We start from the raw sequence: 15,198 nt of genomic DNA, 5'->3' as shown, positions 1-15,198 counted from the left end.
TCAGCAATCGTAGAAAATTCCTCGGCTTGTTCTGCCTTTAATTCTTGATACACGGCACCTCAACATTTCTGTCCTTCATCAATTCCCAGCTTAAGAGTGTAATCCTAACGGCTTCATCGGTTGCTCTAAATAAGCAATTAACTACCAAAAGATAGATTTATTGCACTGCGAAAAACATTGTAATATCTTATTAAACAGTTGTTTACATATGCAAATACTATATATTTTAGCTAATGATATTAATAATGAAAATATTTTCATCGACGACGACAATCACGACAAGGCGCCTCCTCTATAGAAAGTAAAAGGTTTTTTGTGTGAAAAAAATGACGGAATTGCGTTATGTTAAATAAGTATCTATTGCATTTATCAGGGGTGATAAATGATCAAATTGCTGACTATTGAAGTGCCATTGGGAATCTTTCCATTGAATTTCATTTTCAGTGGGCAAAGGACTGATTCCTATTTCCTTTTTGTGAAGGGCCTGAACAAGCCACCGCCTTTGCGGTGACGGCACAGTATCAATATTCACTTGACGGCGAAACTTTTTTTGAAAATCAAACCTTCCAGACTGAATATTAAACTGAACTTCCCCCTGATTGAAATAGCGTCCGAAGGTACCGTTCAGGACCAATTCTTCCGCCATCCCCAATACAGGCAACTCTTCCTGATGAAGCAGCAGCAGATCATCACAGAACCGCAAACTGAGGTCGAGGTCATGGGAGCAAATCAATACTGTTTTACCTCCCCTACTCAACTGTTGAAGCAAGGAAAAAATTCTTATTTTATTGGGTACATCAAGGTGTGCCGCAGGTTCATCAAGTAAAATCACCCCAGTATCCTGAGCGAGTGCCCTGCCAATCAGAGATAATTGCTTTTGCCCATCAGACAGTTCATTAAAGGGGCGATGCTGAATGGCATCAATCCCAAGTTGATCAATCACCTGTTCAATCAGTAGCAGGTCTTCATGCTTCATCTTTCCCCACCAATTGGTATGTGGCGATCGTCCACTTTCAATCAGCTCTCGGACGGTCATATAAGGCGTCTGAATTTTATCCGTCAATACCACAGCCACCTCTTTGGCCATGGCTTTTGCACTGATTCCTGACAATGGAATGCCCTGAATCAGGACTTCGCCTTTGAGGGCAGGCTGCAGCCCGAGAATGGTTCGTAGCAGGGTCGATTTTCCTTTTCCGTTTCCCCCTAAAAGCCCCACCAATTTACCTTTTGAAATACACCCATTGATGTTTTCCTGAACGGTAAGCACTCCTCCTTTTTTTTGATAACCGATGGCTACCTTCTTTAACTCTATCACGCCGTTATCCCCTCCGATTAATGATGACTAAAATGACGATCGGTGCCCCAAGTAACCCTGTAACAGCATTTAATGGCAATACCGCTTGACTACCTGGGAGCTTGCTAATGATATCGCAAAGCAACATCAGCATTGCACCTGTCAATCCACAGGCGGGAATAAGCAACCAATGGTTGGCGGTCAGGAAAATTTTCCGCACCAAATGTGGCACGGCAATCCCAACAAAACCTATGGGACCAACAAAGGCTACCGTGGCGGCAGTCAGCACGCTGGTAATGGCTACAATAAGCATTCTCAACTGACGGATGGGCATACCCATGGTTCTGGCATAATTCTCTCCCAAGAGTAAAATATTCAATGGTTTTGCCAGCAATAAGGCGCCTGCAATTCCCAGGCCGACCATAATGGCCATCACTGACAACTGTGAAAAATCCAAGCCTGCAAGACTGCCCAAAGACCATAAAAGATAATCCTGAATCAGTTCTGGCTGACTGAAAAACTGGGCGATCGCCACCACTGCATTCGTCAGGAAGCCAATCATGACACCAACGATCAGCAGGCTTACCGCATCTTTCAGCTTATTATTGAGCAAAAGAATCGCCATGAACACCAAAAACGATCCGAGAAGGGCGGCTCCAACGACTACCGCTCCTTGCCCCAGCCCTACGGCCGATAAATAAGTAGCTGACACAGATCCACCACCGAGCAGAACGACCATCGCTACGCCAAGGCTGGCACCCGAGGAAATCCCCAAAACCGACGGCCCTGCCAAAGGATTTCCGAACAGTGACTGCATCAGTAAGCCTCCTACAGCAAGTGCGGCACCGACAATAATACCTGCCAATGCACGGGGAAGTCGGAGTTTAAAAATAATAGCGTGGTTTATATTGGCTTCACCTCCTCCTACCAATTGGTGAAAAGTGTCCGTGAAAGCAATATTGACAGACCCCAGACTAAGATCCAACACAAACAATAATACGCACAATATCAGTAGAATAGGCCAAACCCATTGTCTATTTACTTGAGGACTCAAAGCCATTATTCAATATGTCGGTAATAGGTTAAGGTAGAATCCTGTACCACTTCAGGATGAAATATTTTGATCAAGTCATGCAACACCAAATCAGGGTTCAGGTAACCCGTGTACCAAAAAGCATTCACGCCATCAACCTCCAAACCATTATTATTATAAACCCGCTGATTCATCACTGGCTTAAAATCTTTATAATTTTCATTCAGCGATAATAAATCAGACATGTGCTTAATGCCTCCAGTATTGATCCACACATCCGCCTTTTTTGAGGCTTTATACACCACTTCAAAATCCAATGGAAAACCACCTGTTTCATGGTTGCCATGGTTCAGGTATTGCGCACCCGCCGCCTTGATAAACTGTGCCGTGAAACTGTTTCCGCCTGGCATATACCAGACGCCCTTGAATGGCAAGCCACACATCACATTCACCTGATGGTCCAGCGTATCAGCATATGCCACCCAATGGTTATAATTTTCTGTCGTGCGTTCAAATGCCTGCACCGCCCTTTCGGGTTTATCCAGCAACAGCGCCATCAGTTTCAGCCATTCGGTTCTGCCAAGTGGCGTTTGTTCCTGCCAGTCGGAAAATGGCAACAGACAAATCCCCTGACTTCGCAAGGCAGGGTACTTATTTCGGCTACTCGCGCCCATATCATCGTAAAGCACCACATCGGGCTTCATCGCAATCACGAGCTCTTCATTCAGCTTATTGTACCCACCAACTTCCTGAATCTTACCGCTTTCAATATGTTTGCGGATCGTTCGGTCGGGAATCAGGTTTTTATCTTCCACACCACGCAAGGTTTCCAACCCCTGAAGGCGGTCAAGCATTCCGACTTGTGTGTTGGACAGTGCGACCACCTTTCGGACAGGCACTTCCACCACCTGACTGGCATGTACATCCTTCGGGTAAGGGGTTCCTCTTTTCACTAAAAAGAAAATCGATGAATCCTCATGACCATTCACATGACTGTAAACCGCCAGCCGTTTATAGTTTGAGAAATAGTCCACCTTAAAATTCTTGGCATATTGAATATCGATAGAATCTTCAAAAAAGGTAAAATCAGCCTTCTGGAGATCAACGGACTCCACTTTCTCAAGTCGGCTGCCATTATTGCTGTTACAGGCTGTAAAACCAATCAGTAAAATCAAAAATGCCGTAAAATGTGCTTTGTACATATTGCTGGATAAAAACTAAAAACCAATACAAATAAAAAAGGAAAATCTTATACCAAAAAGGTTCAGCGGCATTTAATTTATGAACGTCCACAATTAAACAGCATCCGCGGCCATGAAATGGCTACAAATTTTCAGTATCAGCAATCCAAAGGCCACTATAAAATACCGGGTTAGAAATGAATAGCCCAAAATTATAATTATTCAGTTAAAATATTATTCAATATCGATAATAAGCATAAAAATTGCCTTACGTAATCATAAATCACTCATTATTAAATCATTACAAAGACAACAACCAAAGCCCGTCCTCAATATCATTTCCTCCCGCCCATTTATAAATATTGATATGCCTAATTTTTGATGTTAAAATAGCGATGTTCACAAATAATTGCTCAAATACGATTCAATTGCGACCGATTTGTTAGGAAAAAATGCAACAAACTGATAATTTAGTATCTTGAATTGAGAAGTTCTCAAAGAACACGAGCTTCATTTTTCTTTAGTTTATAGCATCTCATATGAGTAAATCAGTAATAGCCATTTTTGATATTGGCCGTACTTACAAGAAGTTTTTTCTATTTGACCGCAATTACGAAATTGTCCACGAAGAGGTAACCCGATTCGATGACATCGTGGATGAGGATGGAGACACTTGTGAAGACTTAGCAGCCATTGTGGAGTGGGTAAAAAGGACGTTTAAGGAAAGCATGAAAATGAAGGAATTTCAGATTCGTGCATTGAACTTTACCTCCTATGGCGCCAGTTGGGTTCATATCAATAAGGCTGGAAAACCCGTTACTCCCGTTTACAGCTATTGGAAACCAATTCCACAGGGAATCAAGGAACAATTCTATAAAAAATACGGTGATGTTGACAAATTTTCTTTGGAAACATCAAGCCCTCAGCATGGTTTGTTGAATGCGGGTATGCAGCTTTATTGGCTCAAGCATGACAAGCCTGATTTATATAAGAAAATACATACCTCTTTAGGTATTCCTCAATATCTGAGTTACGTCATCACAGGTAAAGCCTTTTCGGAAATCACTCACCTGGGCTGTCATTCCTCTTTATGGGATTACAAAAAAGACCGCTCCCACGATTGGGTTTACAAGGAGAAATTGTATTCAAAGTTCCCTCCTATTGTAAATACCACCTCTTGCGAACGCATTATTGTAAAAAACAGAGAGGTAAAAGTCGGTATCGGTATTACGGGCAGTGCGGCATCTATGGTGCCCTACCAATTGGGTTTTGAACGTAATTATATCGTCCTGACCACAGGTACCTGGAGTACGGCAACCAATCCAGGGAATCAGTCCAAGATCACCCTTGAAGATATCGATAATGATAACTTCGACCTGTTGAGCTTCCGTGGTGATACCATGCGTACCAGCAGAATCTTTTTGGGTAAAGAACACGAATTCCACCTGCAAAGAATTGCCAGCCACTGGAATCTCGATCGCTCTTTCTACAAAAATGTACCTGTAGATCAGGAGATGATTCGTGTACTGATGGATAAACTTTCGCCTGAGCGGAGATTCTTCCCTCAGAGTAAATTGGGTAGCCGATTTTCTCCTGACGAAGACCTTCCACTTAACGATCTGGATCAGTTCAATTTGCCAGAGTGTGCTTATCATCAGCTTATCCTTGACTTGTCCTGTTTACAGGCCTCGGCTATTGAGTCGGTGATTGGAGAGTCTGAAGTAGGCAAAGTATTCGTTGCAGGAGGGTTCTCTTATAACGACAACTTTAAGCGGATTTTGCCCGCTATTCTGCCAGATATCCAGTTTTATACCAATGGCGTAAATCGGGCAACCGCTCTTGGTGCGGCGCTCGCATTGCACACCCACTGGAATAAGGAAACCAACCTGGATAACCTGTTGCAGTTTGAGATGATTAATGAATTTGATATTCCTGAACTTGAAGGCTTAGCGCTTTTATAATAATTTTGAAAGCCCTGTTTCAGGGCTTTTTTATTCCTTACATCAACCAATCAAGCGGAACCAATTGTTATTACTTTGTAATGGCAGACAAACCTTATATTATGAACGCCTCTTCTTTCAATGCCAAGATCTTAATTGTCGATGATATTCCTAAAAACATTCAAGTGGCAGCGAATATCTTAAAGCAGGAAAACTACAACATCACTTTTGCGAAAAGTGGTGTACAAGCTTTGGAGAAAATTGAGAAAATTGATTTTGACCTTATTTTGCTTGATGTGATGATGCCCGAGATGGATGGTTTTGAGGTTTGCCGCAGGGTAAAAGCCAATGAAGCCACAAAGGGCATTCCCGTGATTTTTCTTACTGCAAAGACGGAATCCGAAAGTATTGTTAAAGGGTTTGAAGTTGGTGGTATTGATTATATCACCAAGCCTTTCAATGGGATTGAACTATTGGCAAGGGTAAGGAACCACATCAGTTTAAGAACCACACAAAAGGAGTTAGAGAAAGCCAATGCGACCAAAGATCGGATGTTTTCCATTATCGGGCACGATTTACGGGGCCCTATCGGGAATATAAAATCCATCTTTAGCCTACTGACCGACAATCAGAAAAGCTTCGACCCCAAGCAGTTTCAGACTTTTCTTTCGCTGGGCCGTGAGTCCGCTGAGTCTACTTTTGCACTGCTTGAGAACCTGCTGAACTGGGCAAGAACCCAACGAAATCAGATCAACTTTAATCCCAAGAAAGTGGATATCTATCGACTGACCCTTGAGATGATCAGTTTGGTGAGTTTGCAGGCATCGAACAAAGATATCGAGCTGATCAACGAAGTAGAGCCGCATGCAATTGTTTTTGCTGATGATGAAATGATCAAAACGATCATCAGAAACTTACTGACCAACGCCATAAAATTCACCAATGATGGCGGAAAAATTACCATTAGCGGCACCTCCGAGGGCGATTATTTCCAAATGGCCGTTCGTGATACTGGCATGGGCATGTCGGAAGAAACCGTTGTGCAACTTCGGGAGAATGATGGCTATACCACCTCGGGAACCGCAGGGGAAAAAGGCAGTGGATTAGGACTTTATCTCTTTAAGAAATTTGTAAAAATGCACAGTGGTGAATTCGATATTCAGTCGATTCCTGAACAAGGAAGTATTTTCAGTTTCACTATCCCACAGCATTTATAATAAAAAAAGCTCCTGTTGTGGATAAATAATAATTGATCAGAAATTATGGCGTGGAATATCAGCTTCATGTGTGTTAAAGCATCAAAAGGGGAAATTGACAATATTATACCCGATGTATTTTACAAATCTGACGAAAACCTCTTTTTCGAAGATGCGACTTCATACAGAATGGAAAAAGCAATGGGCGTGACTGAGTTAAATGGATGGGTCATTATTACGGATGTTGCGAATAGAGTTACATACAATGAAAGGCTCCCATTAAATGTTTCTAATAATTTTGAGGTTAAGACATTCTATATTTCCGAAACTCCGATTTTTAGGACTTATTCAAATGGTAAATCACTTGAATCGGCTAAAGGAATTGAAGAATTAGACACAATTCTTAGCAGTAGAAAATTAGAAGCGAAAGATAATTATGGCGAAACTAAGTCCATTCAACTTTTTGAACATGAAATATTAAATGGATTGAAGGATGGGTGGATAGAACACTTATTCAGAGTGAAATTTGATAAGTACGAATTAGATTAAAGTACTTCTATTGGCAGAAACTTCAAAGTCAGTCATAATGGACCCAGATTTATATTATTGACCTTCATAAAAGACTGAGAAATGAAACGTGATTTAAGGAAAATTAATGAGATAGTTGCCAAGCAGGACATTGGTAGCCTTTTTAATCTTCATGATAATGTAGATTTTTCAATTGCACTTTATGAAATTTTAGTAAATAGATATGATAATGACCCAGAATCACTAAATACAGAAGAACTCAATCTCTTATTGTGTATGCATATTGAAAATGCAGGTCAAGCTGACAGTATCTTAAGTTTTCTACAAGAATGGTTTCCACAATACAAAGAACGAGTAATTAAGGCTTTAAAGGAAATTGGAGCCGTCAATTCATCTAAAATAGTAAACAGGGTAAATGCACTTTTACCAAAAGACGAAAGTTGGTTTTATGATAGCTCAGATCAAGACTCGGAAATTTTAATGTCAAGGCTTGACAATGAGTTTTCAGACTACCCTGATGGGTCTATGCGAGAATTATATCGTTCTTATGCAGAGAATAACAGGGATAAAATTAAAAAGTAAAAATACCTACCACAACACTTAAACGTGTTATGCATCGGGCCGGTATCAGGAGCTTTTTTTGTTACTGAAGGAAGGATTTCTCAACCGTTATTATTTCAGTCTACCGACATTCAGGCTCAGGAAACTCCCCTTTCAACACCTCGTCTGCTGCTTCATATTTTTGCCACCATTCACAGGCTTTTGACAAATCTCCTGATTGTGCATAGGCATAACTGAGGTAGTTGGTGGTCAGGGGAATATTTTTATCTTTGGCATAGACGCGCTCCAATAGGGTGATGGCTTTTGCGAAATTTTTCTTTTCGATATATAAGCGCGCCCGATTACGATATGCCCACTGATTATAGGGATCAAGTTGAATGCTGCGGTTCAGATCAGTTTGTGCAGGTCCCAAATCTCCCAACCGAATGTAAGCGTAGGCACGGTTATTCAAAAAATAAGGCTCACCACTTTTCAGCTTAACGGCCTCATTATAAGCCGAAATGGCTTTATGGAAATGCTCCTCAGCACTTTCTATCAGGCCAAGAACATTATAGGCATAAGCGTAATTTGGTGCGATTTCCAGCAGGTGATCCACATCGTTTCGTGCCTGAACATACTGACCTGCATAATAATAGCAAGAAGCTCGATTGACCCATAACTCAATATTTTCAGGTGATTTCTGAATGGCTGTATTGAAGGCTTTCAGCGACTGCTCGTATTGGTGCAGCTGCATATAAATGAGGCCTTTGGTGAAAAATACGGGCAAGGTATCAGCATGAACTTTCTCGACCTGGCGAATATCACGTAGCGATTGGTAATATTCCTTATAATCAAGGTAGGCCTGCGAACGGTTATAATAAGCCCCCGTAAAGTTGGGGTCCAAAGCCAACGCCTGACTGAAATCATCTATCGCCTCCCCCGTTTTTCCCTGCTGCCGACGAGCAACACCACGGTTATTTAATGCTTCAACAAACTGAGGGTCAAAATCTATCGCCTGACTGAAATATTTCTCTGCCTTGCCAGACTCCCCAGCCTGCAGTGCCAATTTTCCTTTCAGAAACAATTGATCTCTACGCTGCTCTTTATCGAAGAGACCACATGAACTGAGCAGCACACTAATGAATAGTAGGAATAAATAGCGATTCATAAAATGAATAAGGTTGAGAGGTTGAGGAGCACTACCCTTTGGTAATGGCTGTTGGTATTGTTGCTGAAAAATGGGCATTCATCAATTACATTATGTTAAATTAACAAATGCTCCATGACGATTATTTTGGAAGATGCACACCTGCGACCATGCACCGAACAGATCCCCCACCGAATTGCTCAATGGTATTGACATTCATGGGTAAAAGGTTGGTGTATTTTTCCAGCGTTGCTTTTTGTGTTGCGGTAAGCACATCAAAAGACGATTGAGACATCAGCAAAAAGGTTTCCCCCTTTTCATTTTCTACCTGAAGCATATTTCCTGCAAAGGCGATCATCTGATCATAAGAAATTGTTACAATCTCATGCCCTGAGTTTCGAAGCTTCTCAAAAACCAATTCTCGTTCCTGATCAGTAGGAATTACATCACCGCAAATTACCGCAAATTTATCCCCCAGCGCCATCACGACATTGGTATGATAAATGGTGTTTCCGTCTTTGTCGAGAGCATCAAAAAGAATCCCTTCAAAACCGAGACGCTCGCAAATCTGAAAAAATAGCTTTTCCGTAGTACGATCCGAACGGTTTGCATAAGCCAACTGGTGAGGATAATCGAAAATAATTGAGCCCGTTCCCTCAACAATTTCGCCTTGGTTTTCATTGTCCGTTACATCAATAATCTGCTGAATCCGAAAACCAAACTCTTCCTGAAGTTGGGTAAAAACATCCATACGACGCTCCTGACGGCGATTATCCGCCATCATAGGGTATAGCACCACACGGCCATCTTCATGAAACGAAATCCAGTTGTTAGGAAAAATGGAATCTGGCGTATGGGGTTCTGGGGTGTCCTGTACCACCATCACTTTTACACCATGCGCACGCAAACGCGCCACAAAAGCATCAAACTCAGCCAATGCCCGCTCCTGGATTTCATCCACCGAAAGGCTGGTTTCTGCACTTTGAAAGGCATTCGAACCCGCTGTTTGCTCATTAAAACCGAAACGCACTGGGCGCATCATCATCACAGTATTCGGTGTTTGTTTCATCTCTGTTGATTACAATTATGTTAGATTTCAAAAGTACATATTTGACCCGATGGTCAAAAACTTTTTTTTGATATTATCCTCCCCTTCCCCTTAAAAAAGCCCCCAAATCTGCTAAATTGGTTCATTATCATTTTCAAGCTTTCAAAATCAACATGAAAATTATCCTTGCCACCGACTCTTTTAAAGGAAGCCTTACTGCCCAACAAGTAAGATCGGCGATGAAAAAAGGCATTTATCCCGTTTACCCCAATGCTGAAATTATCGAAATTCCGATGGCTGATGGCGGCGAAGGAACCATTGAGGCACTGGTGGAAGAGCAAAAAAACTGGGTAACGGTAAAAGTTCATGATCCGCTTTTCCGCTTGGTGGATGCCAAATATGGATTGACAGATCATGGTAAAACAGCCGTTATTGAAATGGCACAGGCAAGCGGATTGCCCCTTTTAAAAATGGAGGAACAAAACCCCTGGGTAACGACCACCTTTGGCACTGGTGAATTAATCCTCGATGCACTGAACAAGGGGGTGCGGAACTTCATTATTGGCATTGGCGGAAGTGCGACCAATGATGGCGGTAAAGGAATGCTTGAGGCTTTGGGTTTTGAATTCTTGGACCGAAACAAAAATCCTGTACCTCATGGGGCGCAAGGATTGGCAAAAGTAGAACACCTGCAAAATGCAAATGCGCATCCTGGACTGAAAAATGCTTCTTTCAAAATTGCCTGCGATGTTGATAACCCATTCTATGGGCCACGGGGCGCTACCTATATTTATGGGGCGCAAAAAGGAGCGAATGCCGAAATGCTTGACCGAATGGAGAAGGCGATGATCCATTTTGCTGAAAAAATCCATCATTTCACGGGCATCGACCTGAGGCATGTTAAGGGCAGTGGCGCAGGTGGCGGCATCAGCGGAGCCTTTTTTGCGATGCTTAATGGTGCACTGAAATCAGGGGTAGATATTATTCTGGATCATCAGCAATTTGACCATCATCTTGAAGGGGCAGACATTGTACTTTCTGGGGAAGGAAAAATCGATCATCAGTCGGTATCTGGAAAAGTGATTGATGGAATCGCCAAAAGGTGTACTGCCAAAAATGTACCGCTCATTGTTTTGGGAGGAGGAGTAATGCCTGAAACTCAACCCTTTGACGCGGCGGGCATTACGGCTGTTTTTTCGATCATCAACGAACCTGTCAGTCTTGAGAAAGCGATGAATCCCGCTACGGCAGCAGGTATGATCACCTTCAAGACTACACAAGTCTTCCGTTTAATTCAGCAATTCAACTAACTGTCCTTCAAGGATTAAACGGTCGGTTACAACTGACGACCGTCAGCTTTATTCTGAAAAATGATCGTCGTTTCCATATTTTTTATACTGATAAATAATGCGCCCGACTTTATAAGTCAAATAGCCTAAAAGCAATAAGTAAACAGCACTTTTTTGAAGGTCAACTGCAGAGGTAAAGCCCGCTGTCATAAAATAAGCCACTAATATCGCGCCTATCACCCAAAACAACACCGCCATTAAAACTTGCTGTTTATTGGGAATCGGTCCCTGCTTTTTTGGTTTATTCTCCATGATATCTATTCAAATTATATTTATCCATAAGGATTTCTGCTTGATAACTTACATTTCAACTTTCGATCTATTATCTTAAAGCATCTTCCATTAATTGATACAATGTTAAAGAATTTTAAAGCCAAAGTCCTTCTGATTTTGGTCTTTTTGGTATTTTATTTTCTCTTTAAGCCCATAGAAAAACTCCATTATGTTTTTCAGTCAAATGGTGCCATACAGCCCATCACTTCAAAGCTTCAAAGGGTAGTGTACCAGTCAGCAGATGTTGAAATCAGGCAGATCGATTTGGTGCGTCAAAACAATGCCCCACTAAGTGATTTCGTGAATGAGCTCAATAAGCCAAAATTATACTTTTTCAAGTTCAAGAAAAATGATCATAACTTTAAGGTAAGTCTCGACAAGCAGGGAAATACCACGGGGGATTTGGTGAAGGGCAACACGATCTTTGCAATTAACAGCTCTTTTTACGATAAAGAATTACAGTCCTTGGGCGAAGTGGTAGTTGATGGTCAGTCGAAAGGGCACGCTTCAAGATCATCAGGCTTTTTTAAAGTGATTAATGGAAAGGCGGTCGCTGGACCGAAAAGTATCTTTTCGGGACTGGATGATCAAGTGGAGTATGCATGCCAGGCACATCCCTCGGTCATGAAAGATGGACATATCTGGTCTTATATTCTAAATGAAGATCAACAAATAGCCGCATGGAAACGCCTGACCTACCGCAACCTTTGTGGCATGGATGCCGATGGCAATATTTGCTTTCTGGTTTCTGCAGACGGCGGCTTATTGTCGGTAAAGGAAATTGCCGAGATTGCTGATCAGCTTGGGGTAAAAACAGCCACTTTGCTCGATGCAGGCGTTGCCCTTCAATATTGTTTTGATGATGGGGATTATTATCTGTCTTTCTATACTTATAATAATGTAATTAATCTTGGGCACAAGTTTGATGAACTGTTCATCTCCATGACCAAAAAAAGATTTTTCAACTCCTCCCCTGTTTTTATCAATTACCAGCGCTCCTCAGAATAAGGATTTAACCTGTTCATCCCGAAAATCTATCGATCTCCTTCTTGTTTAATCATTTGCTCAATCGGGCAGTTAATCCTCTATGGGGAAAGTAGCAATTATTACGGGAGCAAATCAGGGGTTAGGTTTTGGCTTGGTGGAACAACTCAATGCCATTTATAAAGCAGGTGATTTTATTTACCTCGCGGTCAGGCGTGTCGCAAAAGGACAAGAAGCCATTGATTCGATCATTGATAAAAAGGCCCATTTTGAAGCGGTATTTATGGATGTATCGAAGGAAGAAAGTGTGCAGGCGGTCATGGAATATATGGCGGCAAAGCACGGCACTGTTGATTTGGTGATCTCCAATGCGGCGCAGCGAATGGACAAAGAAACCCCTTACCGATTACAGGTGGCGGAATTTATCCAAACCAATAATATGGGCGCCTACCATGTCCTCAAACATTTCCAGCCCCTACTGACTAAAAAAGGAAGATTGATCGTCGTTGCCAGTGGTTTTGGTACCTTAACACACCTGACGACTAAATTGCACCCTTTGTTTGCAACCACAGAAAGGTCTATGATTGACATCAATCGGGTGATGCATGAGTATGTTGAAGAGGTAAAAGCAGGGACCGATGCCCTGAAAGGTTGGCCAAAATGGATTAATATTCCTTCAAAAATTGGACAAGTCGCCTTGGTGAGGATTGCCGCTCAGAAGAAAAAAGACGCCCAGGCCATATTGGCTGTTTGTCCTGGTTTGGTCAATACTGCAGCCTCCCGCCCGTTCTTCGAAAACATGAAACATGCCCAATCTCCGTTTCAAGCCGCCAAATCGATTATTGATTTAATAGACAGATCTCCTGATGAAATTAATGGTAAACTGATGAAGTTTGGTGAGGAAATTAGCTGGCAATAGAATCCTATTCTTAACGATCAGACCGTGATTTCATCATTGGTAAGCAGGTTTGTCAGCCCGTGTTTTCGGAATAAATGCGCCACTAACTGGTTGTTTTTACGCTGCTCGCCAATGGTATATAGAAACTCATAATCGTCTATCGTAATTCTGCATTGCATAGACTGATGAACAAAGGAACTATTCAAGTGCTCTTCAAGCTCTAAATCATGGGTTGAAACCAAAATGGTATTGTTTTCAGTCGTCAGGTAATTCAATACCCGACTCCCAAATAGAATCCGATCTTCGGTATTCGTGCCTTTAAATAACTCATCAAGCAGTATCAATTTTTTACTTTCTTCTGCCTGAATGATCGTCTTCAATGCCAAAATCTCCTCATTGAAATAACTCGATTGCTCTTCTATATTGTCCTTAATATTCATGGAAGAGTAAACAGCCATCGGAGCATGAACAAAGCTTTCGGCAAAGGCAAGACCCAAGGTCTGAGATAGTAAAGTGTTGATGCCTACGGAGCGAATGAAAGTACTTTTGCCCGTCATATTTGCTCCCGACAACATGATATTTTCACCTTTCAAAGCCATTGAGTTGGATACACAATTTTTCACTAATGGATGCGTCAAGCCTACGAAGGAAAGCCCCAAATTTTCATTCATTTGACTCTCACAAACTCCTGCCTTTTTGCTCAAAACTGTTCGAGATAAACTCACATCAAAAAAACTGACCGTCTGATACAAATCCAATAAGCCTTCTTTTTGTTGATAAATTTTTTGATGATACACATTGGCAATATTCACCCCCAACAGAAACAGCACATTGATCACCTCCTTGATGTACCACCAAATAATCCCAATATCACTTCCAAGATCGGTATCTGATTTCAGGAAATCGAAGCTGTAAAAATACCTGATGTTCGGAGCATCGTTCAACTTACTGTATTCAGCCAATTGGGTATCTTTCCTAATTTCAATAAGTGTATTACTCAAGTAACTGATCGTTCCCAAAGTTTCCACCAAACCTCCATGATGACTTTTCGCCATGAAATGAATCCCGAAATTTATGATCATCAAAGGAATCAGCATCAACCATAAAAAGGGAAAGAGAAATCCACCTACAACACAAATCAAAGATAAACAGGCAAGCAAGGGAGCCCACCTCAAAAACCTCGGTAACTTTGGCTGAATCGTATGCAGATATTTAAAAAATTGGGAAGGGTCATCCGCTTGCATCTCCATCAATGCTTTACATAACTTTTCCCTTGTGTTGGGGTGGTCATCAATCAATTGAGCACAAGCCACCAGTTCCTCCCGACTATCATTTTCATGCAAATGAGAAAGGTGATAAAGATAATTACTACCCGCTAATGTCTGACAAAAATTCACCAGCTGAAAAACCTCATCAAGATGTAAATCTCTTTGTGTCTGATTGGTAATCGTTTGGGTGCTCTGACCAAAATATTGATGATACAACCGACAGCCGTGGATACTGAAATCGGTTGGTTTCCAAAAGGGATAAGTTTGAAGGAGATTTTTTAGCTGGTGGGATTGGCTTAGGAATAGGTTGGTGATCATTTAAGGTTAAATAATTTGATATAGGTGTTGATGATAGGTTTTAAGGTTCGAATAATCTTTGCTCGGTCAATGATGTCGAAATTTTTTGTACCTCACGGTACGGACGTTGCATGCAACGTCCCTACAACAGAAGAAATCCGGTTTTTAGTTTGAGAGGTCACAAATTACCGACAAGCAACCCTTCGAGAAAAAAACAAAAAG

At 41.6% G+C, this 15,198-nt stretch carries 14 protein-coding genes; 7 read left to right on the top strand and 7 right to left on the bottom strand.

Translation table 11 applies throughout. The features are described 5' to 3' along the window. Nucleotides 1–340: 340 nt before the first annotated feature. From AABK40_RS07210 to AABK40_RS07200, 3 genes are read right to left on the bottom strand one after another with little or no spacing between them, the layout of a single operon-like run. Entirely contained in the window at nt 341–1,315 is a 975-nt protein-coding gene (locus AABK40_RS07210; protein WP_338396596.1) for an ABC transporter ATP-binding protein, read from the bottom strand. Nucleotides 1,316–1,319: 4 nt separating this feature from the next. Then, nucleotides 1,320–2,300, bottom strand: a complete 981-nt coding sequence (locus AABK40_RS07205; RefSeq protein WP_338396595.1) for an iron chelate uptake ABC transporter family permease subunit — start codon at nt 2,298–2,300, stop codon at nt 1,320–1,322. A 53-nt stretch (nt 2,301–2,353) separates the two neighbouring features. Continuing rightward, nucleotides 2,354–3,529, bottom strand: coding sequence for an ABC transporter substrate-binding protein (locus AABK40_RS07200; RefSeq protein ID WP_332921700.1), 1,176 nt, complete (start codon nt 3,527–3,529; stop codon nt 2,354–2,356). A 518-nt stretch (nt 3,530–4,047) separates the two neighbouring features. Between AABK40_RS07200 and AABK40_RS07195 the strand changes: the two genes are divergently transcribed. From AABK40_RS07195 to AABK40_RS07180, 4 genes are all read left to right on the top strand, one after another. Next, nucleotides 4,048–5,469, top strand: coding sequence for an FGGY-family carbohydrate kinase (locus tag AABK40_RS07195; RefSeq protein ID WP_338396594.1), 1,422 nt, complete (start codon nt 4,048–4,050; stop codon nt 5,467–5,469). A 101-nt stretch (nt 5,470–5,570) separates the two neighbouring features. Beyond that, nucleotides 5,571–6,665: a hybrid sensor histidine kinase/response regulator gene (locus AABK40_RS07190; RefSeq protein WP_338396593.1), complete on the top strand. Its 1,095-nt coding sequence runs from the start codon at nt 5,571–5,573 to the stop codon at nt 6,663–6,665. A 45-nt stretch (nt 6,666–6,710) separates the two neighbouring features. Further along, nucleotides 6,711–7,193: a hypothetical protein gene (locus AABK40_RS07185; protein WP_338396592.1), complete on the top strand. Its 483-nt coding sequence runs from the start codon at nt 6,711–6,713 to the stop codon at nt 7,191–7,193. Between the two features lie 81 nt (nt 7,194–7,274). After that, a complete protein-coding gene (locus tag AABK40_RS07180; protein ID WP_338396591.1) occupies nt 7,275–7,754 on the top strand; it encodes a DMP19 family protein in 480 nt (159 codons plus the stop codon). Nucleotides 7,755–7,854: 100 nt separating this feature from the next. Here the strand turns inward: AABK40_RS07180 and AABK40_RS07175 are convergent, their stop codons facing one another. Both AABK40_RS07175 and ctlX read right to left on the bottom strand, forming a co-directional pair. Continuing rightward, nucleotides 7,855–8,880, bottom strand: coding sequence for a tetratricopeptide repeat protein (locus AABK40_RS07175; protein WP_338396590.1), 1,026 nt, complete (start codon nt 8,878–8,880; stop codon nt 7,855–7,857). A 121-nt stretch (nt 8,881–9,001) separates the two neighbouring features. Next, on the bottom strand, nt 9,002–9,928 hold the full coding sequence (gene ctlX / locus AABK40_RS07170; RefSeq protein ID WP_338396589.1) for a citrulline utilization hydrolase CtlX: 927 nt from the start codon (nt 9,926–9,928) through the stop codon (nt 9,002–9,004). A gap of 152 nt (nt 9,929–10,080) precedes the next feature. Between ctlX and AABK40_RS07165 the strand changes: the two genes are divergently transcribed. After that, complete coding sequence (locus AABK40_RS07165) at nt 10,081–11,217, top strand: glycerate kinase (RefSeq protein ID WP_338396588.1); 1,137 nt, start codon at nt 10,081–10,083, stop codon at nt 11,215–11,217. Between the two features lie 48 nt (nt 11,218–11,265). Here AABK40_RS07165 and AABK40_RS07160 read toward each other — a convergent pair whose 3' ends face one another. Further along, a complete protein-coding gene (locus AABK40_RS07160) occupies nt 11,266–11,508 on the bottom strand; it encodes a hypothetical protein (RefSeq protein WP_338396587.1) in 243 nt (80 codons plus the stop codon). Nucleotides 11,509–11,610: 102 nt separating this feature from the next. On the opposite strand from AABK40_RS07160, the gene AABK40_RS07155 reads away from it, so the two are divergent. Beyond that, the gene (locus AABK40_RS07155) at nt 11,611–12,537 is read left to right on the top strand and encodes a phosphodiester glycosidase family protein (RefSeq protein WP_338396586.1); all 927 of its coding nucleotides are present in this window, start codon (nt 11,611–11,613) and stop codon (nt 12,535–12,537) included. Nucleotides 12,538–12,616: 79 nt separating this feature from the next. Further along, nucleotides 12,617–13,432 (top strand): SDR family NAD(P)-dependent oxidoreductase, encoded by an 816-nt coding sequence (locus AABK40_RS07150; RefSeq protein ID WP_338396585.1) that lies wholly within the window; start codon nt 12,617–12,619, stop codon nt 13,430–13,432. Between the two features lie 17 nt (nt 13,433–13,449). Here AABK40_RS07150 and AABK40_RS07145 read toward each other — a convergent pair whose 3' ends face one another. Beyond that, nucleotides 13,450–14,997 carry a MutS-related protein gene (locus AABK40_RS07145; protein ID WP_338396584.1) on the bottom strand — a complete coding sequence of 516 codons (1,548 nt, stop codon included), beginning with the start codon at nt 14,995–14,997 and terminating at the stop codon, nt 13,450–13,452. Nucleotides 14,998–15,198: the final 201 nt, after the last annotated feature.

The sequence above is a fragment of the Persicobacter psychrovividus genome, from assembly GCF_036492425.1.
GTDB classification, from domain to species: domain Bacteria; phylum Bacteroidota; class Bacteroidia; order Cytophagales; family Cyclobacteriaceae; genus Persicobacter; species Persicobacter psychrovividus.
Note: the sequence above shows the minus strand (reverse complement) of the source record. Positions and strands in the feature narration are given on the sequence as shown.

Excerpts from the sequence above, each read along its gene's own strand:
- AABK40_RS07145 (WP_338396584.1), bottom strand. The coding sequence starts at position 14,997 with ATGATCACCAACCTATTCCTAAGCCAATCCCACCAGCTAAAAAATCTC.
- AABK40_RS07160 (WP_338396587.1), bottom strand. The coding sequence starts at position 11,508 with ATGGAGAATAAACCAAAAAAGCAGGGACCGATTCCCAATAAACAGCAA.
- AABK40_RS07165 (WP_338396588.1), top strand. The coding sequence starts at position 10,081 with ATGAAAATTATCCTTGCCACCGACTCTTTTAAAGGAAGCCTTACTGCC.
- AABK40_RS07185 (WP_338396592.1), top strand. The coding sequence starts at position 6,711 with ATGGCGTGGAATATCAGCTTCATGTGTGTTAAAGCATCAAAAGGGGAA.
- ctlX (WP_338396589.1), bottom strand. The coding sequence starts at position 9,928 with ATGAAACAAACACCGAATACTGTGATGATGATGCGCCCAGTGCGTTTC.
- AABK40_RS07155 (WP_338396586.1), top strand. The coding sequence starts at position 11,611 with ATGTTAAAGAATTTTAAAGCCAAAGTCCTTCTGATTTTGGTCTTTTTG.
- AABK40_RS07150 (WP_338396585.1), top strand. The coding sequence starts at position 12,617 with ATGGGGAAAGTAGCAATTATTACGGGAGCAAATCAGGGGTTAGGTTTT.
- AABK40_RS07195 (WP_338396594.1), top strand. The coding sequence starts at position 4,048 with ATGAGTAAATCAGTAATAGCCATTTTTGATATTGGCCGTACTTACAAG.
- AABK40_RS07200 (WP_332921700.1), bottom strand. The coding sequence starts at position 3,529 with ATGTACAAAGCACATTTTACGGCATTTTTGATTTTACTGATTGGTTTT.
- AABK40_RS07190 (WP_338396593.1), top strand. The coding sequence starts at position 5,571 with ATGAACGCCTCTTCTTTCAATGCCAAGATCTTAATTGTCGATGATATT.
- AABK40_RS07180 (WP_338396591.1), top strand. The coding sequence starts at position 7,275 with ATGAAACGTGATTTAAGGAAAATTAATGAGATAGTTGCCAAGCAGGAC.
- AABK40_RS07175 (WP_338396590.1), bottom strand. The coding sequence starts at position 8,880 with ATGAATCGCTATTTATTCCTACTATTCATTAGTGTGCTGCTCAGTTCA.